Origin of the sequence: Tsukamurella pulmonis, from assembly GCF_900103175.1 — a bacterium.
GTDB classification, from domain to species: domain Bacteria; phylum Actinomycetota; class Actinomycetes; order Mycobacteriales; family Mycobacteriaceae; genus Tsukamurella; species Tsukamurella pulmonis.
The window spans coordinates 2,183,208-2,206,546 of the sequence record NZ_FNLF01000002.1 but is presented as its reverse complement, the minus strand read 5'-3'; the positions used below and the strand labels follow the sequence as shown (position 1 = coordinate 2,206,546).

The window sequence follows — 23,339 nt, the reverse complement described above, 5'->3', positions numbered from 1 at the left end:
CGAACACTCAAACCTTTGTTCGAGAGCATACCTGCCCCGTGCACCGGCGGGATGCAGCGACGCGCCTGCCTACTCGCAGATGACGGTCGGCACCGGGTCGTACTTGACGGTGCGGGTGTGGCGGGAGATCACGCCGCCGGACTTGGCGTCGGTGATCGTCCGGGTGTTGCTCGTGGTGAAGCCGGGCTGGCCGCTACTGGCGACGCAGTGCGGCCCCTTCGGCAGCCGAATGGTGTCCGGCTGCGTCGGCAGGCTGCGCGAGCCCGTGCTCGACGACACCTCGCGGGTCTTGGTGCTCCACATCCGGACGGACACCGAGGACGCGCCCGCAGTGGATTCGATGACGATGCCGTAGGGGGTGTCGTTGCGGAACTTCAGGTCGATCGCGCCCTCGAACACGGTGGCCTCCCGCGCCTCGGGGTACCGCGAGATGTAATAACTGTGCTCCGTGTGGCCCGCGTCCTCGAGGCCGGCGAAGTACGCGGCGTTGTAGAGCGTGGTCGCGAACTGCGAGATACCGCCGCCGACGGCCTTATCGGGGCGGCCGTTGTTGATGATCCCGGACTCCACGTACCCCTGCGCCGTGCCGCGCGGCCCGGTGTAACCGTTGAGCGAGAACGTCTCCCCGGGGAGCACCACGGCGCCGTTGACCTCCTGCGCGACCCTGCGGATGTTCACGCCGGAGGCATCGCTGAAGCCGCCTGTGGAGAACTCGCTGACCACCTCGCGCACCCCGAGCTCCTTCGCCCGCGCGGTGGTGACCTTCGGCTCGACGGACTTGAACTGCGCGGTCGCGGTCCTGCCCTGCGTGGAACGCTCGGTCACCGCCTTCGCGACGGCGTCGATCGTCGGGTCCCAGACCACCTCGCGGCCGGGGACGGCCTCGGTCACCGTCGGACTGCCGCCGGACAGGTCGAAGCTCGCGTCCTTCGGCTTGGCGACGGACGACTCCAGCCGGTCGCCGAGCACCTTCTTGGCGGCCTCCCGGTCCACCTGCGGGGCGAGGTTGCCGGCGCCGTCGGGCCGGAACGACAGGAACGTGCCGATGTCGGCTGCGGAGACCCGCCCGACGGTCCCGGCCGCCACCTGGTCCATGGCGTCGCGGCGCAGCACCACGTCGGAGGCGACGGCCTGCGCGGCCGCCCCGCCCGCGACGGCGCGGACCGTGTCCGCGGAGACGGTGGGGGTCACGGACTCCGTCGGCACCGTGATGTCGGTGGAATCCGGCCAGGCCGCGGCAACGGCTTCGGCGGCCTTGGCCGGGTCGATCCGGTCGCCGGCCTTGGGTTCGACGGGGACCGGTTTACCTGCCCGGAAGACGACGGCGCCGTCGCCCGCGGCGGACGTCAGCGTTCCCGACGCCTTCGTGATCGCCGCGTCGAAGACGGTGCGGTTGAGGGTGGACGCGGGGTGCACGTGCCGATCGCTGAACAGACCCATCAGGTCCCGCATCGGCGAGCGCGCATCGATCGCGCGCTGCACCGTGCCGGGGACGTCCATTGCCAGGCCGAGCTGTGCCGGCTGGAGCTTCACCTCGCCCTTGGCGGTACGCAGCGTGATGGGCTCGGTGTCCACCCGGCGCGCGGCGTCGTCGAGTCGGTGCACGGCGTCGTCGCGGCCGAGCGCGCCGAACTCCACGCCCACCGCAGTGGCGCCGTGAACGGTCTCGGCTCGCCCGGATTCCCAGGCCGCGGCCCCGCCCGCGCCCAGGAGCAGCGCCCCGGCCAACGCCAGAGCCGGGGCACGGCGCAGCGCCGTTCGGGTGCGAGTCACAACCTGAGAATATCCTGACGTGGTTTTACCGCACAGTAGGGGCGATGCGGAATACCGATCTCAGGACGTTCAGTCCTCGTCGAGCTCCGCCAACACCTCGTCGGAGATGTCGACGTTCGTGTAGACGTTCTGCACGTCGTCGCTGTCCTCCAGCGCGTCGACCAGCTTGAACACCTTGCGCGCGCCGTCGGCGTCGACGGGGACCTCGACCGACGCACGGAACCCGGACTCGGCCGAGTCGTAGTCGATGCCGGCTTCCTGCAGGGCGGTGCGCACGGCGACCAGATCGGTCGGCTCGGCGATGATCTCGAACTGGTCCCCGAGATCGCTGATCTCCTCGGCGCCGGCGTCGAGGACCGCCATGAGGACGTCGTCCTCGGCCTGATCGTTCTTGTCCAGCGTGACGATGCCCTTGCGGGTGAACAAGTACGAGACCGAGCCCGGATCGGCCATGTTGCCGCCGTTGCGGGTCATCGCGACGCGGACCTCGCCCGCGGCGCGGTTGCGGTTGTCGGTGAGGCACTCGATGAGCACCGCCACGCCGTTAGGGCCGTAGCCCTCGTACATGATGGTCTGCCAGTCGGCGCCGCCCGCCTCCTCGCCGCCGCCGCGCTTGCGGGCGCGCTCGATGTTGTCGTTCGGCACCGAGGTCTTCTTCGCCTTCTGGATGGCGTCGTAGAGCGTCGGGTTTCCGTCGGGATCACTGCCACCGGTCCGCGCCGCGACCTCGATGTTCTTGATCAGCTTGGCGAACAGCTTGCCGCGCTTGGCGTCGATCGCCGCCTTCTTGTGCTTGGTGGTGGCCCATTTGGAATGGCCGCTCATCGATCCCTCGATTCCGTTCGGGTGCGCTGCTTCAACCCTTCGAGTTTACGTGAAAGCCTTCTCCAGCTCAGTCAACGCGTCCTCGAGATGGTGGATGAGTCGCTGCACGTGCGGCACGGAGGTGCGGTCGGCGGTGATACCGAACTCCAGGTTGCGGTTGTTCGTGCAGATCGTGATGTTGAGGGCCTGTCCCTCCCAGGCGATCGACGCGGGGTACACGCCGTCGAGGTGCGCCCCGTTCCAGTACATCGGTTCCCGGGGCCCGGGCACGTTGGAGATGACCAGGTTGAAGGGCGGCCGGGAGACGCCGCGGTAGCCGGGCAGCATGCCCGGCGCGAGCCCCGCGATGTTCGCCGCGCTGAGCGCGAGCACCTGCAGCGGCGAGAGCTCCCCCATCACGCGGCGGGCGGCGCGGACGGAGTCCTGGATGGCGGTCACCCGCGCGGCCGGGTCGGTCAGGTCGGTGGCCAGGGTCGAGATCACGGCACCGACGGCGTTCGACGAGCTCTCGTCGCCGTCCTTGTGCAGGGAGACCGGCACCATCGCCGTGAGCGAGCGATCGGGCAGCTCGCCCATCTCCTGCAGGAAGGCGCGCAGCGCGCTGCCGCACATCGCGAGCACGATGTCGTTCACGGTCGCGCCCGCCGCCTGCCGGATCACGTCGATCCGGTCGAGCGAGTAGGACTGCGCGACGAACCGTCGGGCGCCGCCGATCGGCACGTTGAAGATCGTGTGCGGCGCCTGGAAGGGCGCCTTGTAGTCGTGGTCACGGATCGAGGTGCCCGCGACCTTGAGCGAGGCCGGGAGCATGCCCAGCACCTCACCGGTGAGGCCGCCGATCTGCTTGACCGTGCCCAGCGGGTCGAACGCCGGCCGCCGCGTGGAGTGCGCCGGCGCCCGCTTGCCGCGGCGCCCCAGGCCCGGCTGCCAGACGACGCGCCCCTCGCGGTCGTCGGGGTCGTTCGAGAGCGCCAGGGTCATGTAGCGCAGCGCGGTCACCCCGTCGACCAGGGAGTGGTGCACTTTGGAGTAGACCGCGAACCGACCGTCCTCGAGTCCCTCGACGACGTGCACCTCCCACATCGGACGATGCCGGTCGAGGAGCGTCTCGTGCCACAGGGAGACCTGCTGGAACAGCTCGCGGATGCGGCCCGGCTGCGGCAGCGCCGAGTGCCGCACGTGGTAGTCCAGGTCGATCGAGTCGACCTCGGTCCACCACGTGTTGCCGAGGATCCCCACCGGATCGGCGGGGCGCCGACCGAACTTCTCGCTGACCTGCGTGTGCGCGCGCATCGTCTCGACCACCGACCGCACGAAGTCCGGCCCCGCGTCCTTGGGCGGCGTGAACAGCTGCAGGCCGCCGACGTGCATCGGATGCTCGCGGGACTCCGCCAGCAGGAACATCGAATCGGTCACCGGCATGTAGCTCACGGCGCGCTCCCCTCGCTCTACGGCAGCGGAGTCACCGGCGCCGGACCATGTCCACGAAGCGACGGTGGATCCGCAGATCCCCCGTGACTTCGGGATGAAAAGATGTGGCCATCGTCACACCTTGCTGAACAGCGACAACCGTACCCGCTGTGGCGCCGGCCTCAGCGGGCACCCTCGCCAGCACCTCGACGCCCTCGCCGACCCGCTCGACCCACGGCGCGCGGATGAACACCGCGCGCACGGGGTCACCGTCGACGCCGGTCACCGCGAGGTCGGTCTCGAAGGAGTCGACCTGCCTGCCGAAGGCGTTCCGCCGCACGGTCATGTCGATGGCGCCCAGGCACCGCGCATCGGGCCGGGTGTCGAGCACCTCGGAGGCCAGCAGGATCATCCCCGCGCACGAGCCGTAGGCGGGCAGGCCCGCGGCGAGCGCGTCACGGAGCGGGTCGAAGAGGTCGAAGACGCCGAGCAGCCGGCTCATGGTGGTCGACTCACCGCCGGGGATGACGATGCCGTCGACGGCCGCGAGGTCGGCCTCCGTCCGCACCGTCGCCGTCGCGGCCCCCGCCGCCTCGAGCGCATGGCGGTGCTCGCGCACGTCGCCCTGCAGAGCCAGAACCCCGATCCGCACAGTCACGGGGAGCCAGCCTAGGCGGCTACTGCCGGAAGCGGTGCAGGCCCTCCTGGATGACGACCGCCACGAGCGCGCCGTCCTGCGCGAAGATGCGGCCGGCGGTCAGCGCCCGGCCGCCTCCGGCGGACGGCGACGTCTGGTCGTAGAGGAGCCACTCGTCGGCGCGGAACGGCCGCAGGAACCACATCGCGTGGTCGAGCGAGGCGACCTGGGTGTCGACGCCGGGGTGCGCGACGCGTGCCGAGCCGAGCAGCGTCATGTCGCTCATGTACGCGAGAGCGCTGGTGTGCACGTTCTGATCGTCCGGGAGGCGCTTGATGTGCCGGAACCAGACCTGCTGATGCACGGCCCGCCCCGTGTACGGCGTGGTCTCCTCCTGCGGCACGATGCGGATGTCCCAGTCGCTCCACTCCGCGAAGAGCCCGAGGCTCTCGCGCGTCGCGTTGGGATCCTCGCGCGGGCTCAGCACCGATTCCGGGTCGCGGGTCGGCGGCATCTCGTCGGCGTGCTCGATGCCGTCCTGCCCGGGCAACTGGAACGACGCCGACATCGAGAAGATCGCCTCGCCGTTCTGGACGCCGTTGACGCGGCGGGTGCAGAAGGACCTGCCGTCGCGGATCCGGTCGACCAGGAAGACGGTATCGGCGTCCGGGTTGCCGGGACGCAGGAAGTAGCCGTGCAGCGAGTGCACCTGCATCTCGTCGGGCACCGTCTCGATCGCCGAGCGCAACGCCTGCCCGGCCACCTGGCCGCCGAAGGTGCGCACCAGGATCGACGGGGCGTGGATACCGCGGAAGATGTCGCGGTCGATCTGCTCGAGACTCAGTAGTGCTTCGATGTCAGCCACGAGGGATGACTTTACTCAGGTCACCAGTCCGGATCGGTCTGTTCCGTGGTGGCGTCCACCACGATCACCGTGACGTTGTCGCGGCCGCCCGCGTTGAGGGCCGCGGCCACGAGCTGATCGGCGCACTCGTCGATCGGCACGTCGCTCTCGAGGATCTGACGGATCTCGTCGTCGGTGAGCTCACCGTTGAGACCGTCGGAGCACACCAGCAGCTTCTCGCGCGGCTGCGCCGGCACGATCCAGAAGTCGGCGTCGGGCTCCATACCCGCGCCGAGGGCGCGGGTGATGACGTTGCGCCGCGGATCGACGCGGGCCTGTTCGGGGCTCAGGAAGCCGCCGTTGATCAGCTCCTGGACCTGCGAGTGATCGACGGTGAGCTGCTCGAAGTAGCCCTCGGCGAGCCGGTAGGTGCGCGAATCGCCGATGTTGACCACCAGCCAGTGCGGCACGCCCTCGTACGTGGTGAGCAGGACTCCGGTCACCGTCGTGCCCGCGCGCTTGCCCGTCTCGGAATCGATGGCCTCGATCGCCGCGTGTGCGTCGCGCAGCCGGTCGACGACCTGCTCCATCACGACCTGGGCGTCCACCGGCTCGGGCCCGAAGACCTCGGCGAGCGCCTCGAGAGCGGCGGCCGAGGCCACCTCGCCCGCGTCGTGGCCGCCCATGCCGTCGGCCAGCAGGAACATGCCCGGGCCGGTGAGCGCACCGTCCTCGTTGGTCATGCGCACGCGTCCCGGATTGCTGATGGCGACCCACTTCATGGACACGCCGCCCTGCGCGCCGTAGACGATCTCGGAGCGTGCCTCCCCCGCTTCCGTCGTCATCCTGCGAACACCTTGAAACTCCGCTGCCCCATGTGCACGACGCTGCCCTTCTCCACGGCGTACCTGACTCCCTTGGTGAGCTCGGTCCACGAATCGCCGAACGCGATCGCGGAACCGTTGGTCGAGCCCACGTCCTCCACCCACAGTTCACCGCGGGTGATGCCGAACAGCAAGTGCGTCTTCGACACCGAAGCAGTGTCGTCGACCAGCACGTGCTTGGTGACCTTGGCCGGGTCGGAGCCCGAGGGCACGACCGGCTCGCGACCGATGATGCCGTCGCCCCGGACGTCGACCGAGTGGCCGTCGTCGAAGCGCAGGACGACGGGCGCTCCGCCCGACGGCGCGGGCGCAGCGGGGCGCCCCTGCTGCGGCGCGGCCTGCGGCGGCACCGGGCGTGCGACGGGCGGCTGTGAGGGGCCCTGCGGGCGCGCCTGCGGCTGGCCGGTGGGGCCGGTCGGCCCCGTGGGCCGGGGTGCGACCTGCGGCGGCTGCGGCGGCGGCGCGAACGCCGGGGTCGGCGACTGCGCTGCGGCGGCCTGCTCCTCCGCCGTGGGCGGCGGACCGAAGCGGGGCGGGATCGGGCGCAGACCGGGAACGTCGTCCGGCAGCGGCGGCAGCGACGGGGGCTGCATCCGCTCGCGCGGCTCGTCCACGCCGACGACCTCGGTCGCCGCGCCCGCGGCGGCCGACTCGGGCAGAGGCTTCGGAATGCGCTGCAGGCTGCTCTCGGACTCTCCGGTCACCAGGCCGCCGAGCGGGCCCGACGGCGCGGCCGAACGCGCGCGGACGGGCGCGGCGACGTCGGCCTCGTCGACGACGGTCGAGCGCGAGGCCTTCTCGTGCACGCCCCGGTGCCCACCGTCGGCGAGGACGGACCAGGCCGGGAGGTAGACGAGCGGTGCCAGAACGTTGAACACCACCGAGCGGATCGCCGAGGCCGGGAACGCGATCGGCTGGCGCGAGTCGGCGTCGACGACCGTGAGGCCGGCGAGCGATTTGCCGGGGCTGGCGCCGTAGAGCCCGTGCAGCACGATCGAGGCGACGATCGCCACCGCGACACCGATGCCGAGGAAGACCCAGCCCAGCTCGAGGCCGGCCACCACGTTCACGATCAGGGCGATCGCGACCACCGCGGACGCGACGCACAGGTCCGCGATGTACGCGAGGACGCGCAGCACCGTGGGCGCGGCCTCCACCTGCGATCCGCCCAGGGACGGCTGAGCTCCGTACTCCTGGGTGGCCCTGGCCGTTGCTTGGTCTGACATCCTCCGCCTCACTGCTTCCACTTCAGTACCGCGCCGTGCCCGACACGCGCAGTCTCGACGCTAGCGCGAATCGTCGGACACCGGCGGGCGACATGCCGTTACCAGCCGCGTTCCGCCAGGCGGTGCGGCTGCGGGATGTCATCGACGTTGATTCCGACCATCGCCTCGCCCAGCCCGCGCGAGACCTCGGCGAGCTTGGCCGGGTCGTCGTAGAAGGTCGTGGCGGCGACGATCGCCTTGGCCCGCTGTTCCGGATTGCCCGACTTGAAGATGCCGGAGCCCACGAAGACGCCCTCGGCGCCGAGCTGCATCATCATCGCCGCGTCGGCCGGGGTGGCGATGCCGCCCGCGGTGAACAGCGTGACCGGCAGCTTGCCGTTCTTGGCGACCTCGACGACCAGGTCGTACGGGGCCTGCAGCTCCTTCGCGGCGACGTACAGCTCGTCCTCGGGCAGCGAGGTCAGTCGGCGGATCTCGTCGCGGATCTTGCGCATGTGCGTGGTCGCGTTCGACACGTCGCCGGTGCCGGCCTCGCCCTTGCTGCGGATCATCGCGGCGCCCTCGGTGATGCGGCGCAGGGCCTCGCCCAAGTTGGTCGCGCCGCAGACGAAGGGCACGGTGAACGCGAACTTGTCGATGTGATTGCTGTAGTCCGCCGGGGTCAGCACCTCGGACTCGTCGATGTAGTCGACGCCGAGCGCCTGCAGGATCTGCGCCTCGACGAAGTGGCCGATGCGGGCCTTCGCCATGACGGGGATGCTGACGGCCTCGATGATGCCGTCGATCATGTCGGGGTCGGACATGCGGCTGACGCCGCCCTGGGCGCGGATGTCGGCCGGCACGCGCTCGAGGGCCATGACGGCCACGGCGCCGGCGTCCTCGGCGATCTTCGCCTGCTCGGGCGTGACCACGTCCATGATCACGCCGCCCTTGAGCATCTCGGCCATGCCGCGCTTGACGCGTGCGGTGCCGGTGACGGGTGCGGTCTGGGGATCAGTGGTCACTGACAGGTCTCCTCGTAGGTGGGGCGTGCGGGGTTCCAGTATTCCCGATGACGGTCCGCGGTTCCCAGCCCGGGTCGGGACGCCGGTTGTCGACGGTGCGGTCCGGGCACACCCACAGGTCACGGCGGTGTCTTCTCTACACTGACGTCATGGGCGGAATGATTGCGGTGCACCCGTTCGTTCCGGCGGCCGAGCTCACCGTGGGTCCCGATTTCGCCACGGAACGCGTGGTCCGCTTCATCGCGACGTGGTCGCTCGTCGCCGTACCCGATTCCCCCGGCGAATACCTGACCGCCGAGGACATCGCCGACGGATTGCTGCCGCGCATCACCGCCGACGAGCAGCACCTCGCCATCAGCCGCCCGATCGACACCGAGATCGACATGGCCTTCGACTGGATGTTCACCGTGGGCGGCTCGTTCATCGACTACTCGGGCGGCGAGATCATTACGACCGATCCCCGATGGCTGGAGCTCGAGACTGCTCCTGCGAGCGATCTCCGCGTCTTCGTCGTGCAGGACGCGAGTGACGCGTGGGAGGCCTACCGGGCACACCGAACCCCACCCGGCGTGTGGGACGTCCGCGACGGGGCAATCACCGCGGCGCACCGCGACGGGACAGGCGGCCCCGTCATCACCTCGCGCTGACGCCCCCGCCCCCCTGATTCGTTCCGTCCCCACCGGAACGCGCGTCGTTTCGGTGGGGACGGATCGAATCGGGTGGGGGCTGTGGCGTTTCGGTGGGGACGCGACGGATCGGGGGGCGGGTCAGCGCACCCAGACGGCGCGGGCGGGCTCGGAGGCGACGGCCCGCCCGTCGCCGCGGGAGATGACCAGGCCGCTGGCGCTCACGGTGTAGATGTGGTCGTTGTCGGACTTGCCCTTGGCGTCGCGGTTCACCGCGCGGTAGGCACCGGCGCCCGATTCCGTCGCGGGCAGGGTGACGCCGCTGTTGTCGCCCGATGCCCGTGCACCGCGGTAGGTGAAGGCACCGTCGGCGCTGCAGACCACGACCCGCGATCCCGAGCCGGCCCCGGTCGTGAGCAATGCGAATTCGAGCGTCTCGCCGCCACCGCAGCGGGCCGGGCTGCCGACGAAGCCGTAGGCGTCGGTGCCGGGCACCGTCGGGACGCGGACGGAGGGGGTGGTCGCGACCGGAGTCGTCGTCGGGAGGTCCGTCGTGGTCGACGGCGTCGACGATCCGGTGGCAGCCACCGGGGCACCGGCATCGTCGCGCCCGAAGGCGAGGAAGCCGACGACCACCAGCGCGACGACGAGCACCGCGACGACCGCGCTCAGCGCGATGACCCGGCCGTTGCCCCGCGCCGGCCCCGGCGGTGGGCCGCCGGGCGGCGGCGTGGTGCCGGACGCGTAGGCCGGAATCGGCGTGGGCGGCGGCGTCGGCCGGATCAGCGTCGGCTCGGAGGGCTGCATCGGCGGACGGTTCGGCGACGTCGAACCGACGACGGGCGGACGCCCCGCGACGGCGGGCGCGGTCCCCAGGGCGTCGCGGAGGGCGGCCGCGAACGCGGCGTTGTCGGGGAACCGCTCCGCCGGCCGCTTGGCCATCGCCCGGGCGAAGACCGGACCGAGGCCCGACGGCAACCCCGCCAGCCGCGACGCGGGGTCCGGGACCGGGGCCTGCAGGTGCGCCATCATCACCGAACTGGGCGTGCCCGGCCCGTACGGCGGCGCGCCCGTCAGCAGCTCGAAGGCGGTGCAGGCGAGCGAGTACTCGTCGGCGCGGTTGTCCAGCGGCTCGCCCTCGATCACCTCGGGCGCGAGGTAGGCCATCGTGCCGACGGCCACCCCGGTGGCGGTCAGCGAACTCGCCTCGTCGCCGGCCTTGGCGATGCCGAAGTCCACGAGCTTGGCCACGGGAGGGCGGCCGGACCGCGCGGGCTCGATCAGGATGTTGCCGGGCTTGATGTCGCGGTGCGTCAGGCGGCTCTCGCTCCACGCCCAGTCGAGGGCACTGCCGACCTGCTCGACGATCTGCACGACGGTCTCGGGCGGCAGCGGCCCGCGGGTGCGCAGGTACTGCGCGGCGTCCTCCCCCGCGACGTACTCCATCGCGAGCCAGAGCCGGTCCTCGTACTCGCCGCGGTCGTGGATCGTGACGATGTTCGGGTGCCGCAGGCCCGCGAGGATGTCGGCCTCGCGCAGGAAGCGAGCGGCGAACTGCGGGTCGCCGCCGAACTGGGGCCCGAGCAGCTTGAGTGCGTCCTGCCGGGGCAGCCGCGGGTGCTCGACGAGGAAGACCTCGCCCATGCCGCCCGCCCCGAGGCGGCGCACCACCCGGTACCCGGAGATCTCCTTCGGCGCCACGGCGGCCTCCTATTCGACGGGGGTCGGCGAGGCCGGCGCCGCGCCGGAGCCGACGGCCGCGTGAGCGGCCGGGATCAGGTCGGCGAGCGTCGCGGGGTAGACGGGATCCGCGAGCGCGCGGATCTCGTCGGGCGTGCACCAGCGCATCTCGTCGAGGGTGCGACGCTCCAGTTCGGTCCAACCCGACGGTGCCGGCTCGAAGCGTTCGGTGCCGACCGCGAAGAAGTACTCCACCGAGTCGATCACCTCCCCGTCGAAGGAGAACACGGCCTCTCGGCGGTAGAGGGGCCCGACGAACGCCGACGGCGCGAGGGCCCGGCCCGTCTCCTCCAGCAGTTCGCGCGCGGCCGCTACGCGCAGGTCCTCGCCCCGCTCGACTCCGCCGCCGACGGTGAACCACCAGTGATTCGACGGTGTCCTGCCCTCCGGGACCGGCTCGTGGCCGCGGACCAGCAACACGGCACCGTCGGGATCGAGGACGATGACCCGGGCCGAGACCCTGCGCTCGTCGTTGGCCGCGAGCAGAGCCGCGGGCAGGATGCCGCCGCGGTCGACGATGTCGAAGTACTGCGGCATCGGCGCGGTGCCCCCGAGGTGCAGCCAGCGCACGAACCGCCGCCCGCGCAGCGCCCGAGTGTCGCGGACGGCGTCGTTGTGGAAGCGCCGGGCCATCGTGACACGGGTGTCGGCGTCGGCGATCTCGGCGACGAGCGAACGCGGCAGGTTCTCGATGTCGATGGCCCCGATCGCGGCGGAGAGCCGGTTCTCCATCGGCATCCGATCCTCGGGCGCGGCGTTCTCGGCGCGGTCTGCCGCTGCGCGCAGCATCGGCCCGCGGTCCGCGGGGATGGACGCCGCCACGGCCCGGGCGACGGCGGACCGTCGCGCGAGGGCGGCCTCGAGCGCGGCGAACGAGAGATCGACCCGCACGTGCAACCGGTCCAGACGGTGCGCGGTCTGATACGCCAGGGCCGCCACGACGAGCACGGCCATGACGATCAGGCCGATCACCAGCACGGTGGTTGCGGTGAGATTCAGCACGGCGACACCCTCATCTCAGTCACGGGGCCCGCTCGCTTCGCTCCCGGCGGCTCAGTCACGGGGCCCGCTCGCTTCGCTCCCGGCGGCTCAGTCACGGGGCCCGCTCGCTTCGCTCCCGGCGCCCGGGATCGACACGACCACGCCGGGCACGGCGACGGTCTCGTAGACGCGGATCACCTGCTCGGCGACAACGGACCAGTCGAAGCGCCAGACCACCTCGGAGGCGTGGGTGACGAGCTCGGCGCGACGGAAGTCGTCGTCGAGCAGGTCGACGATGGTGCGGCCGAGGGCGGCACCGTCGCCGACCGGGAACAGGCGCCCGGCCTCGCCCCCGTCGAGCACCCGCTCGAAGGCGTTGAGGTTGCTCGCGACCACGGCGGTCCCGGCCGCCATGGCCTCGACGAGCACGATGCCGAAGCTCTCGCCGCCGAGGTTCGGGGCGACGTAGACGTCGGCGGAGCGCAGCGCGGAGGCCTTCTCCTCGTCGGTGACGGCACCCATCAGCCGCAGGTGCCCGGCGTACGGGCCGGCCTCGCGCAACAACTTCTCCTCGTCGCCGCGGCCGATCACCAACACCTCGACGTCGGGCTGCGCGGCGACGATCGCCGGCAGCGCCTCGAGGAAGACGGCCATGCCCTTGCGCGGCTCGTCGTAGCGGCCGAGGAAGAGCACCGTCTTGCCGGCGCGCGGATAACCGGGCAGCGGTTCGGCGTCGGAGAAGGTCCGCACATCGACGCCGTTGGGGATCTCGATCGCGTCGGAGCCGAGGGACTCCATCTGCCAGCGACGGGCTAGCTCGGAGACCGCGATCTTGCCGCGGATCTTCTCGTGCGACGGGCGCAGGACGCTCTGGAAGACCGAGAGCACCAGCGACTTCTCGGTGGAGGTGTGGAAGGTCGCCACGATCGGGCCGTCGGCGATGGCCAGCGCCAGCATGCCGAGGCTCGGGGCGTTCGGCTCGTGCACGTGCAGCACGTCGAACTCGCCGCGCCGAATCCACTTGCGCAGGCGGGCGAACGCCTTGGGCCCGAAGGAGAGCCGGGAGACGGAGCCGTTGTACGGGATCGCGACGGCCTTGCCGGAGGAGACGGCGAAGTCGGGCAGCACCGTCTCCTTCGACGACGGCGTGAGGACAGAGACCTCGTGGCCGCGTTCGATGAGCACTCGTGCGAGATCCACGACGTGCGCCTGCACTCCGCCCGCGACGTCGAAGGAGTACGGGCAGATCATCCCGATCCGCATCAGCGCACCTCGGGCTCCGCGTCCGCACCGAGGATCCGCTCACGTCGCGCCTGCGACCAGTCGGACTCCCACAGCGGCTGCAGCATGTGCCAGTCGGCGGGGTGCTCGGCGATGTTGCGCGCGAAGGCGTCCGCCAGTTTCTGGGTCGCGCTCTCGATACCGCCGGAGACGTCGATCGGCGCCTCGGCCTTGAAGCCCCACGCGTCGCCCTCGAACCAGCAGTGCACGGGCAGCAGCGGCGCGCCGGTGTCGATCGCGAGCTTGGCGGGTCCCGCAGGCATCCGGGTGCGCTCGCCGAAGAAGGTGACCGGCACGCCGTGGCGCGCCAGGTCGCGCTCGCCGAGCAGGCAGATCGGGCGGCCCTCGCGCAGCCGCTGCGCCAGCGCCTGCATCGGCGGCTGCTCGCCGCCGGACGTGGGGAAGATCTCGAACCCGAGCGACTCGCGGTACGCCACGAACTGCCGGAACAGGGACTCGGGCTTGAGCCGCTCGGCCACCGTCGCGAAACGGCCGTAATGCTGCGCGAGCCACACGCCCGCCATGTCCCAGTTGCCGCTGTGCGGCAGTGCGAGGACGGCGCCCTTCCCCGCGGCGACGGCCTCGTGCACGCTGGGGGCGTCGACGTACCGGTCGAGCGTGCGCCCCAGTTCCTCCAGGTCCATCGACGGCAGCCGGAAGGACTCGCGCCAGTACCGCGCGTACGAGCGCGAGGACTCCTCGATCAGGCTCTGCGGCACCGCGTCCGGCGTGGTCCCGAGGACCCGCGCGAGGTTCTTGCGCAGCTGGGTGTTCTCGCCGCGGGCGCCGAGGCGGCCACCGACACCGTCGATGAGGAACTTCGCAGCGGACTCCGGCATGCGCTTGGTGACGGCCCAGCCGGTGCGGTAGGCGAGGTCGGCGAGCTCTTCGCGCGGGTCGATCACGCCTGGTCCTCCTCGTGCTGGGCGACGGCCTGCGGCAGCGGCAGCAGGTCGGTGGCGCCGGGCGAGCGGCGCACGCTCATCGCGCGCTGGAAGACCGTCACGATGCTCGTGACCGCGAGCAGCCACATCGCCACGTGGATCGCCCACCACACGCCGAGCCCGGTGAAGCCGGCACCGACGAGCACGATGATGAGACGCTCCGGGCGCTCGATCCAGCCACCGTCGCCCTTGAGGCCCGAGGCCTCCGCGCGCGCCTTGGCGTAGCTGATGACCTGCGAAGTGACCAGGCAGATGAGCGTGGCGACGAGCAGGTTGAGGCGGTTGTGCTCGGTGAACACGGCCCACCACGCCAGGCCGGCGAAGATGGCACCGTCGGCGACCCGATCACAGGTGGCGTCGAGCCACGCGCCGAACCGGGTGCCGCCGCCTCGCACACGGGCCATGGCACCGTCGAGCATGTCGAACATGACGAAGAACCAGATCACCATGGTTCCCCAGAACAGCTGGTCCTGCGGGAACAGCCACAGCGCGGCGCCCACCGAGCACACCGTGCCGAACAGGGTGACCGCATCGGGGGTCAGGCCGGTCTTGATCAGCACCTTCGCGATCGGATGGGTGACCTTGGAGACCGCCTCGCGACTGAAGATCGCCGACACTCCTAGACCTCCTCCCAGGCCTTCGCCATCAGCGCCCGGGTCTGTCCGAGGAGCTGCGGCATCACCTTAGTGCCCGAGAGCACCGTGATGTAGTTCGCATCCCCGGGCCAGCGCGGGACGATGTGCTGATGCAGGTGCTCGGCGATGGAGCCACCGCCCGCACGACCGAGGTTGAAGCCCACGTTGAACGCGGCCGGCCGGGAGATGCGCTTGATCACCCGGATGGTCTTCTGAGTGAGCTTGATCAACTCGAAGGCCTCGTCGTCGGTGAGCTCCTCGAGATCGGCCACCTGGCGGTACGGGACCACCATGCAGTGGCCCGGGTTGTACGGGAACAGGTTGAGCACCACGTAGCAGTGCTCGCCGCGGGCCACGATCAGCCCGTCCTCGTCCGCCAGCTTGGGGATCTCGAGGAAGGCCGTACTGCCCTCGGGGACGGGAGGGGAATCGACGAGGTACCGCATCCGGTACGGCGTCCAGAGCCGTTCGATCGACTCGTCGCCGTCCCCGACGCCGAAGTCGGTGTGAGCGTCGTGCGCGCCGCCCTCGGTGGCGTCCGTCATCGATCCCCTCTCCCGTTCGTCCCGTGCTGTTCCGGTCAGGGCGTGACGACGGTGCCGAGCAGCTCGGCGGTCGGCGACTCGTTGCGGCGCGCCCGCACCCATTCGACGATCTTCGCGACGGCCTCGTCCACGGGCACCTCGTTGACCTGGGTCCCGTCCCGGAACCGGAAGCTCACCGCTCCCGCCTCACGGTCGCGCTCACCGGCTAGCAGCATGAACGGAACCTTCTGGGTGGTGTGGTTGCGGATCTTCTTCTGCATCCGGTCGTCGCTGTGGTCGACGTGGGCGCGGATCCCCTCGGCCCGAAGCTTGCGGATCACCGTCTCGAGGTGATCGCCGAACTGCTCCGCCACGGGGATGCCGACGACCTGTTCCGGGGCGAGCCACGCGGGGAAGGCGCCGGCGTAGTGCTCGGTGAGCACGCCGAAGAACCGCTCGATCGACCCGAACTTGGCCGAGTGGATCATCACCGGCTGCTGTTTGGTGCCGTCCGCGGCGGTGTACTCGAGATTGAAGCCGGCCGGCTGGTTGAAGTCGTACTGGATCGTCGACATCTGCCAGGTACGGCCGATGGCGTCCTTCGCCTGCACGGAGACCTTGGGGCCGTAGAAGGCGGCCCCGCCCGGGTCCGGCACCAACTGCAGGCCGGACTCGATGCAGACCTCCTCGAGGATGCCGGTCGCCACGGCCCACTGTTCGTCCGAGCCGATGAACTTCTCGGAGTCACCGCGCGTGGACAGTTCGAGGTAGAAGTCGTCGAGACCGAAGTCGCGCAGCAGCCCGAGGACGAAGCCCAGGAGGTGCTTGATCTCCCCCTTCGCCTGCTCCGGGGTCACGTAGCTGTGCGAGTCGTCCTGGGCGAAGCCGCGCACGCGGGTCAGACCCTGGATCACGCCCGACTTCTCGTAGCGGTACACGGAACCGAACTCGAAGAGCCGCAGCGGCAGCTCCCGGTACGACCGACCGCGCGAGCGGTAGATCAGGTTGTGCATCGGGCAGTTCATCGCCTTGAGGTAGTAGTCCTGCCCCTGCTTGGTGATCTCGCCCGCGGCGTTGCGCTCCTCGTCCACGTGCAGCGGCGGGAACATCGTGTCCGCGTAGTACGGCAGATGGCCCGAGGTGTGGAAGAGGTTCTCCTTCGAGATGTGGGGCGTGCCCACGTACTCGAAGCCGTTCTCGATGTGCTTGGCGCGGACGTAGTCCTCCATCTCGCGCTTGATGATGCCGCCCTTGGGATGGAAGACCGGCAGGCCCGAGCCCAGCTCGTCCGGGAAGCTGAACAGGTCCAACTCGGCGCCGAGCTTGCGGTGGTCGCGCTTCTCCGCCTCGGCGAGCAGCTCGAGGTACTCGTCCATCGCCTCGGGCGACTCCCACGCGGTGCCGTAGACGCGCTGCAGGTCGGCATTGTTCTGATCGCCGCGCCAGTACGCCGCAGAGCTGCGGGTCAGCTTCACCGCGGGGATGTACTTGGTGGTGGGCACGTGCGGGCCGCGGCACAGATCGCCCCAGATCCGCTCGCCCGTGCGGGGATTGAGGTTGTCGTAGGCGGTCAGCTCGGCGCCGCCGACCTCCATGACCTCGCTGTCGTCGGCCGCACCCTTGTCGTCGATGAGCTCGAGCTTGTAGGGCTCGCCGGCGAGCTCGGCGCGGGCCTCGTCCTTGCTGGCGTAGACGCGGCGGCTGAACCTCTGCCCGGCCTTGATGATCTGCTTCATCTTCTTCTCGAGGCTCTTGAGGTCCTCGGGGGTGAACGGCTCGGCGACGTCGAAGTCGTAGTAGAAGCCGTCCTTGATCGGCGGGCCGATGCCCAGTTTGGTGCCGGGGAACCCGTCCTGCACGGCCTGCGCCAGCACGTGGGCGGCGGAATGGCGGATCACGCTGCGCCCGTCCTCCGTGTTCGCCGCGACGGCCTCGACCTCGGTGTCGGTCTCGGGGATCCAGCTCAGGTCCTTGAGGGTGCCGTCCGTGGTCTTGACGACGACGACGGCCTCGGGCCCCTTGTTGGGCAGATCCAGCTCGCGCATGGCGGCCCCGGCGGCGATGCCGGCGGGGACGACGAAGGTGGTGCTCACAGTGCTCCTAGTCATGTAGCGGGCGGCATACCTGGCCGCACGCGGTTGTCAGTGTGTCCGATCCTATCGGTCGCGACCGGCGCGGCGCCGTTCGAGGCGAGCTCAGGCGAGCCGCGCCCGCCGCTCCCGCGGCGTCTGCCGCGGGCAGCTCAGGCATTTGGTCATCCCGGGGCACAGGTACAACAGGCAGCACGAACCCCGTCGGACGACGGTGCCGCGTCCCGGCACCTGCTCGAACCGGGCGGCAGGGGCCTCGGGGCCGCACGCCCGCAGCGCCTCGGCCGCGGCGGCGTCCGGGTCGGTTGCGCCCAGGGCGACCGAGGCGATCGAGTCGGTCGTGACCGCCCAGAGGGATCGCTCGGAGGCGCCCGAGGCGGCGGCGAGTACCGGGATCAGGGCGTGACAGCGGCGGGCGAACGCGCCGTACGGGTCGTCCGACGGTGCCCGCTCCCCCAGCTCCGGCCAGCCGCCGTGGCCCGAGTGGATCGTCAACGTCGACGCGTCCCGGCCGGCGGCGGCGACGCCGGCGAGAGCGTTCGAGAGGGCGTACCAGTAAAGGACGCCCGCGACGCGCCGATCCGGCGCGCCGGTGCCGCACCGGAGCGCCTCGACGGCGCCGACTACGGCGTCGGGTTCGGTTCCGTCGGATCGCACCTGAAGGGTCAGCCGAAGATCGGACTGGCGAGCCAGGCCCAGTCGATGCCGAACCACCCGGCGATCATGGCTGCGGCGCCGAGCAGCCACACGGTGGCGAGCACGATGAGACAAGTGGCCAGGCCGAAGGCGCCCTTGACGAGGATGTTCTGCCGCGAGAGCCATTCGGCGAAGCGGTCGTAGCGGGCGCGGGCGAAGCGCAGGAGCCGGTGCGCCCACTCGAATTCGGTGGCCAGGATGCCCAGCCCGGCGAAGACGATCAGCCACCCCGGGCCCGGATACGGGATGGCGATGATGCCGGCGACCAGCACGAGGCCGCCGATCACACCGACGGCGATCCGCCAGGCGAGGGCGCCGTGCGCCGACGACTTGATGCGTGCGCGCCACGCGCGTGGGCCCGTCTGGGGCAGCTCCTTGTGCTGGTCGTGCATGGTTCCACGGTACCGGCGCTAGCCGGCTACCTCCTCCAGCAGCGGCAGGGTGACGGCGTCCGCCACCGCAGGAGCGGCCGACTGCAGTTCGGCGTCGAGGATCTGGACCGCGGCGGCGAACGCGCGCCCGACGTTCTTGACGTCCCGCGATCCGGTCTCCGTGGCACGCAGGCGCGTGCGGTCCTCGGGCACGAGGAATCCGGGCGGAGCGCCTGTACGTGCCCCCGCGAGAGCGATGAGCGCGTCCCGCAGCCCACCGAGCGCGTCCGCGGCGGCGGGCCCGTCACCACGGTGCAGTGCGGCGCGGGTCCGCAGCGCGGCCAACCAGGCCGGACCGACCAGATCGGCCGCGGGGGCACCGATCCCGCCCTGCTGCACGTCGGCGCCGAACACAGGATGGAAGGGTTCGCCCGGACGGGGGCCGAACCGCGCGGGCGAGACGATCGCGATCCGGGCCGTGAGGAGATCCTGAAGCAGGTAGACGGTGCCCTCCGCCTCGACCGTGTGATGGACTGCGCCGAACTCGGCGTACATCAGGGCCGTCCAGCGCTCCCGCACGTCGGCGATCTCACCGTCGGTGGCGAACCGAAGGTCGATGCCGGACAAGGGATCCAGGGCGCCCGCAGCCGCCGCTCCGATGACCGCACCCGCCGTGATCCCGTCGGCGCCCCGGGCTGCGGCGAGCAGCCGGTTCGCTACGTCCTGACGTTGCATGGTAGTGAACATGACGTTCATGATAATCGCTTGGCGTCATCGGAGCGCAGGCTGCACATCCACTTATGCAAAGCGCCTATTCATTCACCGCCGAACGTCATTTCTGCCGCGAAGAAACCCGCCATTCCAACGCCAGAAAACTGTTACGAATACACCGATTGCGCAGGGCTATCGCATCGCAAACAGGTGGAACGGGTTTTGTTAGACCACTTATGATTTCGCTACTGCGCGGTAGCTTGAATCGGTTTGAGCGAATACCTGAGAAACGTATTGGGAAAGCGTGAAATTACTGATAACTTCAGAACTCCCAGGAGATGCACAGGCGCCGCTTCAGGCACTCGCACCGAGCGCAGACGCCGTAGGCCCTCCCGGGTCACCATCACTTCTATCGGCGCCCTCGACCGAGCTCGCCGAACCTTCATGAACCGGAGGTCCTCCATGTCCGCTCCCTCGCCCAAGCACACCCGGAAGTCGGTGCGCCGCACCGCCGTCGCCGCGACCGCCGTCGCCGCGGCTGCGGCAATGGCGGTGGCCACCCCGGCCACCGCGAACGCCGCTACCACCGGCAACCCGCAGGTCGACGCGATCCTCGCCGCCGCGCCGTTCCTCCCCGGCGGCATTCCGCTGGCGACGATCCCGATCGTCGCCCCGCAGATCAACCAGGGCGTCGCCACGTGGAACCAGATCCCCGTCCTCGGTGGCCTGTTCCCCGCGTCGAACACCACGGGCGGCGCCGTTCTCGGCACCACGCCCCTGGCGCCCGGCTGGATCGGCGCCTGGGCGTCGGACACCTTCGCGGTGGGTGCACCTCTCGGCCTGGGTGGCCTCTCGAGCACCACCTACGGAGTGGTCGGCCTCGCTCCCGGGGGCGGGCTCGGCAGCATCGGCGGCAACAACACCACGATCAACGGCCCGCTGGGCAGCGCGCTGGGCCTGTCGACCTCGCTGAGCGCGATCACCGCGAACGGCCTGACCACCTGGACCCCGTCGCTGGGCCTCAACGCCACGGCACCGCTCGGTCTCGGCGGTGCCACCGCCACCATCGTCCCGGTCAAGGTCACCTACGGCCCCAACACGTTCATCGTCGGGCTGCCGGCCATCAACCTGGGCCTGACCACCCCGCTGGGCGGCGGGACGCTCGCGCTCAACCTCGGCAGCATCGGCTTCCAGAACGGCCAGCTCGTCCTCGTCACCCCGAGCCTGTCGGGCGCGATCACCACCCCGCTCGGCGGCGGCTCCGTGGGCGTCACGCCGGGCACCATCACCGTCGGCACCGGCGGCCTCACCGTCGATGCCCCCGACCTCACTGCGAACGTCAACGTGCTCAACACCGTGACGGCCGGACTCAACGTCAACGGCGGCGGCGGGAGCATCACCCCGACCGGCGCCACCGTGACCGGACCTTCGGGAACGGCGAACGTGTCCACGCCGATCGGCGGCGGAACCGTCTCCGCCACCACCGGTAGCGCCACCGCCGGTGCCGACGGCGTCTCGGTGACCGGCCCCACGGCCAGTGGTTCCGTCACCACCCCCGTCGCGAGCGGCAGTGCCTCCGTCTCGACGGGTTCGGGCAGCGTCGCCGGCAACGGCGACGTGACGGTCACCGGCCCCAAGGCCGAGGCCGAGGTCACCACCCCGGTCGGCGGCGCCAGCGGCCACGTGGAGGCCGGCGAGGCCACCGTCAGCCCGAGCACCGGCTCGGCATCCGTGACCGGCCCGTCCGGCGGCGTCGAGGTGAGCTCGCCCGCCACCGGCAGCACCAGCGTGGAGGCCGACACCGGCTCCGTGACGGCCGATTCGAGCGGCGTCGAGGTCACCGACACCCCCTCGGTGGACGTGAGCTGACCCCCTCGCGGAGACGACCGGCGGCGGCCGGGGCCCAGTGCCCCGGCCGCAGTCGGCGTACCGTTCGAGCATGACCAGCGATTGGCGGGAGCGCACCGTCGAGCAGATCCGCAGCCTCATCCTCGAGGCGGAGCCGGACACCGTCGAAGAGGTGAAGTGGCGCAAGCCCTCCAACCCCGATGGGGTGCCCACGTTCTCGCTCGGCGGTCTTCTGTGCACGGTCGAGACCTACAAGGACAAGGTGAAGGTCACCTTCGCCAAGGGCGCCTCGTTCGACGACCCCGCCGGGCTGTTCAACGCCAGCCTCGACGCAGGAACCCGGCGCGCCATCGACATCCGCGAGGCCGACGCGCTCGACGAGCCGGCCTTCCGCGACCTCATCACCCGCGCGGCCGCCGTCAATCGGGCCTGAGAGCTCAGTCCCGGGCGATGGCCTGGGCGAGCATGACGATGATGCCGCTCGGGCCGCGCACGTACGTCAGCTTGTAGACGCCCTCGTACGTCCCGATTCCGCGCAGGGGGAAGCACCCGTGCTTCGCGGCGATCGCCAGTGACTCGTCGAGATCATCGACGGAGAAGGCGATCCGGTGCATGCCGATCTCGTTGGGCAGCGTCGGCTCGGTCTCGATCGCGTCCGGGTGGAGGTACTCGAACAGCTCCACGTGGCCGCGGCCGTCGGGCGTCTGGAGCATCGCGATCTTCGCGTGATTGCCGTCGAGGCCGACGGCGGTGTCCGTCCATTCGCCGCTGACCGTCTGGCGGCCGATGACGGTGAGCCCCAGGTCGGTGAAGAACGCGATCGTCGCGTCCAGGTCACGGACCGCGATCGCGACGTTCTCGAGTGTGATGGCCATGTGATCGAGGCTAGCGAGGGCTCGGCGTGCGCGGGGGACAACCGAAGCCGACCACGCCCCGTCCGTAATGGTGGCAGTCTCCTGTCCATGACGGCTGGGCATCACGTGAGCGCGGCGCAGAGCGCCCTCCTCGTGATCGATGTCCAAGGAACCTTTCCGACGATCGCGTACGACGCCGACGGCGTCCTCGCCCGTCTCGCTGCGGTGCTGCACCGTGCCCGTGCCGCCGGCGCGCTCATCGTGTTCACCCGGCAAAGGTTCGGCGATCGGATACCGGCCGTCGTCGCGGCGCTCCACCCTGAGCACTCGGACGTGACGATCACCAAGGACTTCCCCGATGCATTCGCCGAGACCGACCTCCCGGACGTTCTCACCCGCGCCCGGATCACGACGGTCGTCGTCGCCGGGTTCGCCACGGAGGCGTGCGTCGACTCGACCGTTCGCGGTGCGAACGCGCGCGGGTACCAGGTCGTACTGCTGGCGGATTGCCACACGACGACGTGCGAGCGCGGCCTCGAACTCATGCGGGCTGCGGACGTGATCGAGCACCACAACACCGCCTGGCGCCGGCCGTCGGACTCAGCGCCGATCTCGGTCGTCCGCTCCGGGGATCTCGGCTTCACCGTTGGCGCTGAGCCGGTCTAGGACCCCATTGGACCACCGAGGACGACGCACCGTCGCACGACGGTCGAGCGCCGCTCCGGTCCCCGGATACGACGAAACCCCCTGGATATCCAGGGGGTTTCGTCTTGTGCGCGATACTGGGATTGAACCAGTGACCTCTTCCGTGTCAGGGAAGCGCTCTCCCACTGAGCTAATCGCGCTTACATGAAGTGGCGCTCAGCCGCTCCGTTGCGGAGTGGCTGAGCGTGTTGGAGGCGGCGACGGGAATCGAACCCGTGTGCACGGCTTTGCAGGCCGTTGCCTCACCACTCGGCCACACCGCCACGGTAAGCCCACTTCGAGCGGATGACGGGATTCGAACCCGCGACCCTCACCTTGGCAAGGTGATGCGCTACCACTGCGCTACATCCGCACTCGTCCGGACCGGCGCTCAGAACGCCTTTCCGGTGCGAGAGAGAACACTACGTGAACAACGAGCGCTCTGCCAAATCAGCAGGTAAACCCGTGTTTCGCGCGCAGTCGGCGTGGTGATGCGCACGCCCGAAGCCTCTTCGGCTCACACAGTCGAACTCTAACCGCTGGTCGGACACCCGATTACCGTTTCACTCACCGGTCGTGTTAGTGTTCTCTCTCGTTCGCCTCCCTGATACCACGGAGGCGCGCACGAGCTCGGTCCTATGGCTCAGTGGGAGAGCGTCCCCTTCACACGGGGAAGGTCGCTGGTTCGATCCCAGCTAGGACCACCGAGAAACCGCCTGGTGACAGGCGGTTTTTTCGTTTCCAGGCCCGC

23 protein-coding genes and 4 tRNA genes are annotated in these 23,339 nt (G+C 70.4%); 5 read left to right on the top strand and 22 right to left on the bottom strand.

Features of this window, described 5'->3' with window-relative positions:
- Positions 1-69: 69 nt before the first annotated feature.
- From BLQ62_RS10835 to pdxS, 8 genes are all read right to left on the bottom strand, one after another.
- Positions 70-1,773, bottom strand: a complete 1,704-nt coding sequence (locus BLQ62_RS10835) for a VanW family protein (protein ID WP_068565486.1) — start codon at positions 1,771-1,773, stop codon at positions 70-72.
- 69 nt (positions 1,774-1,842) lie between these two features.
- Entirely contained in the window at positions 1,843-2,598 is a 756-nt protein-coding gene (locus BLQ62_RS10830) for a YebC/PmpR family DNA-binding transcriptional regulator (RefSeq protein ID WP_068565492.1), read from the bottom strand.
- Between the two features lie 45 nt (positions 2,599-2,643).
- Entirely contained in the window at positions 2,644-4,020 is a 1,377-nt protein-coding gene (locus BLQ62_RS10825; protein WP_068566253.1) for a WS/DGAT/MGAT family O-acyltransferase, read from the bottom strand.
- A 40-nt stretch (positions 4,021-4,060) separates the two neighbouring features.
- Positions 4,061-4,666, bottom strand: a complete 606-nt coding sequence (gene pdxT, locus BLQ62_RS10820) for a pyridoxal 5'-phosphate synthase glutaminase subunit PdxT (protein ID WP_068535011.1) — start codon at positions 4,664-4,666, stop codon at positions 4,061-4,063.
- A 19-nt stretch (positions 4,667-4,685) separates the two neighbouring features.
- On the bottom strand, positions 4,686-5,510 hold the full coding sequence (locus BLQ62_RS10815; RefSeq protein WP_068535014.1) for an acyl-CoA thioesterase: 825 nt from the start codon (positions 5,508-5,510) through the stop codon (positions 4,686-4,688).
- A 20-nt stretch (positions 5,511-5,530) separates the two neighbouring features.
- On the bottom strand, positions 5,531-6,334 hold the full coding sequence (locus BLQ62_RS10810) for a PP2C family protein-serine/threonine phosphatase (RefSeq protein WP_068535017.1): 804 nt from the start codon (positions 6,332-6,334) through the stop codon (positions 5,531-5,533).
- On the bottom strand, positions 6,331-7,599 hold the full coding sequence (locus tag BLQ62_RS10805) for an RDD family protein (protein ID WP_082756444.1): 1,269 nt from the start codon (positions 7,597-7,599) through the stop codon (positions 6,331-6,333). The genes BLQ62_RS10810 and BLQ62_RS10805 overlap by 4 nt, the downstream gene beginning before the upstream one ends.
- 98 nt (positions 7,600-7,697) lie before the next feature.
- Positions 7,698-8,546 carry a pyridoxal 5'-phosphate synthase lyase subunit PdxS gene (gene pdxS / locus BLQ62_RS10800; RefSeq protein ID WP_231857625.1) on the bottom strand — a complete coding sequence of 283 codons (849 nt, stop codon included), beginning with the start codon at positions 8,544-8,546 and terminating at the stop codon, positions 7,698-7,700.
- A 206-nt stretch (positions 8,547-8,752) separates the two neighbouring features.
- On the opposite strand from pdxS, the gene BLQ62_RS10795 reads away from it, so the two are divergent.
- Positions 8,753-9,250 (top strand): hypothetical protein, encoded by a 498-nt coding sequence (locus BLQ62_RS10795; protein WP_139184187.1) that lies wholly within the window; start codon positions 8,753-8,755, stop codon positions 9,248-9,250.
- Positions 9,251-9,370: 120 nt separating this feature from the next.
- Here the strand turns inward: BLQ62_RS10795 and BLQ62_RS10790 are convergent, their stop codons facing one another.
- From BLQ62_RS10790 to BLQ62_RS10745, 10 genes are all read right to left on the bottom strand, one after another.
- Entirely contained in the window at positions 9,371-10,930 is a 1,560-nt protein-coding gene (locus tag BLQ62_RS10790; protein WP_068565499.1) for a serine/threonine-protein kinase, read from the bottom strand.
- Between the two features lie 9 nt (positions 10,931-10,939).
- Positions 10,940-11,968, bottom strand: coding sequence for an NUDIX hydrolase (locus BLQ62_RS10785; RefSeq protein ID WP_114653802.1), 1,029 nt, complete (start codon positions 11,966-11,968; stop codon positions 10,940-10,942).
- Positions 11,969-12,058: 90 nt separating this feature from the next.
- Positions 12,059-13,213 carry a glycosyltransferase family 4 protein gene (locus tag BLQ62_RS10780; RefSeq protein WP_068535034.1) on the bottom strand — a complete coding sequence of 385 codons (1,155 nt, stop codon included), beginning with the start codon at positions 13,211-13,213 and terminating at the stop codon, positions 12,059-12,061.
- A complete protein-coding gene (locus tag BLQ62_RS10775; protein ID WP_068566256.1) occupies positions 13,213-14,133 on the bottom strand; it encodes a phosphatidylinositol mannoside acyltransferase in 921 nt (306 codons plus the stop codon). The genes BLQ62_RS10780 and BLQ62_RS10775 overlap by 1 nt, the downstream gene beginning before the upstream one ends.
- Positions 14,133-14,792, bottom strand: a complete 660-nt coding sequence (gene pgsA, locus BLQ62_RS10770; protein WP_068535036.1) for a phosphatidylinositol phosphate synthase — start codon at positions 14,790-14,792, stop codon at positions 14,133-14,135. The genes BLQ62_RS10775 and pgsA overlap by 1 nt, the downstream gene beginning before the upstream one ends.
- 2 nt (positions 14,793-14,794) lie before the next feature.
- Positions 14,795-15,355, bottom strand: a complete 561-nt coding sequence (locus BLQ62_RS10765) for an HIT family protein (protein ID WP_068565501.1) — start codon at positions 15,353-15,355, stop codon at positions 14,795-14,797.
- Positions 15,356-15,390: 35 nt separating this feature from the next.
- Entirely contained in the window at positions 15,391-17,442 is a 2,052-nt protein-coding gene (gene thrS / locus BLQ62_RS10760; RefSeq protein ID WP_068565503.1) for a threonine--tRNA ligase, read from the bottom strand.
- Between the two features lie 87 nt (positions 17,443-17,529).
- A complete protein-coding gene (locus tag BLQ62_RS10755) occupies positions 17,530-18,081 on the bottom strand; it encodes a (2Fe-2S)-binding protein (RefSeq protein ID WP_068565505.1) in 552 nt (183 codons plus the stop codon).
- A gap of 8 nt (positions 18,082-18,089) precedes the next feature.
- Positions 18,090-18,512, bottom strand: a complete 423-nt coding sequence (locus BLQ62_RS10750; RefSeq protein ID WP_068535048.1) for a TIGR02611 family protein — start codon at positions 18,510-18,512, stop codon at positions 18,090-18,092.
- Positions 18,513-18,530: 18 nt separating this feature from the next.
- Positions 18,531-19,238, bottom strand: coding sequence for a hypothetical protein (locus BLQ62_RS10745; RefSeq protein ID WP_139184186.1), 708 nt, complete (start codon positions 19,236-19,238; stop codon positions 18,531-18,533).
- Between the two features lie 426 nt (positions 19,239-19,664).
- Between BLQ62_RS10745 and BLQ62_RS10740 the strand changes: the two genes are divergently transcribed.
- Entirely contained in the window at positions 19,665-21,071 is a 1,407-nt protein-coding gene (locus BLQ62_RS10740; protein ID WP_068565510.1) for a hypothetical protein, read from the top strand.
- A gap of 70 nt (positions 21,072-21,141) precedes the next feature.
- The gene (locus BLQ62_RS10735; RefSeq protein ID WP_068566259.1) at positions 21,142-21,483 is read left to right on the top strand and encodes a DUF1801 domain-containing protein; all 342 of its coding nucleotides are present in this window, start codon (positions 21,142-21,144) and stop codon (positions 21,481-21,483) included.
- A gap of 4 nt (positions 21,484-21,487) precedes the next feature.
- Here the strand turns inward: BLQ62_RS10735 and BLQ62_RS10730 are convergent, their stop codons facing one another.
- The gene (locus tag BLQ62_RS10730) at positions 21,488-21,925 is read right to left on the bottom strand and encodes a VOC family protein (protein ID WP_068535064.1); all 438 of its coding nucleotides are present in this window, start codon (positions 21,923-21,925) and stop codon (positions 21,488-21,490) included.
- Between the two features lie 87 nt (positions 21,926-22,012).
- On the opposite strand from BLQ62_RS10730, the gene BLQ62_RS10725 reads away from it, so the two are divergent.
- The gene (locus BLQ62_RS10725; protein WP_082756448.1) at positions 22,013-22,570 is read left to right on the top strand and encodes a cysteine hydrolase family protein; all 558 of its coding nucleotides are present in this window, start codon (positions 22,013-22,015) and stop codon (positions 22,568-22,570) included.
- 107 nt (positions 22,571-22,677) lie between these two features.
- On the opposite strand, the gene BLQ62_RS10720 is transcribed toward BLQ62_RS10725, so the two are convergent.
- The 3 genes from BLQ62_RS10720 to BLQ62_RS10710 all read right to left on the bottom strand — a co-directional run bounded on the left by BLQ62_RS10720 (position 22,678) and on the right by BLQ62_RS10710 (position 22,961).
- A tRNA-Val gene (locus BLQ62_RS10720) sits at positions 22,678-22,749 on the bottom strand.
- A 49-nt stretch (positions 22,750-22,798) separates the two neighbouring features.
- Positions 22,799-22,872 (bottom strand) — tRNA-Cys (locus BLQ62_RS10715).
- 17 nt (positions 22,873-22,889) lie between these two features.
- Positions 22,890-22,961, bottom strand: a tRNA-Gly gene (locus tag BLQ62_RS10710).
- A gap of 259 nt (positions 22,962-23,220) precedes the next feature.
- On the opposite strand from BLQ62_RS10710, the gene BLQ62_RS10705 reads away from it, so the two are divergent.
- Positions 23,221-23,292 (top strand) — tRNA-Val (locus BLQ62_RS10705).
- Positions 23,293-23,339: the final 47 nt, after the last annotated feature.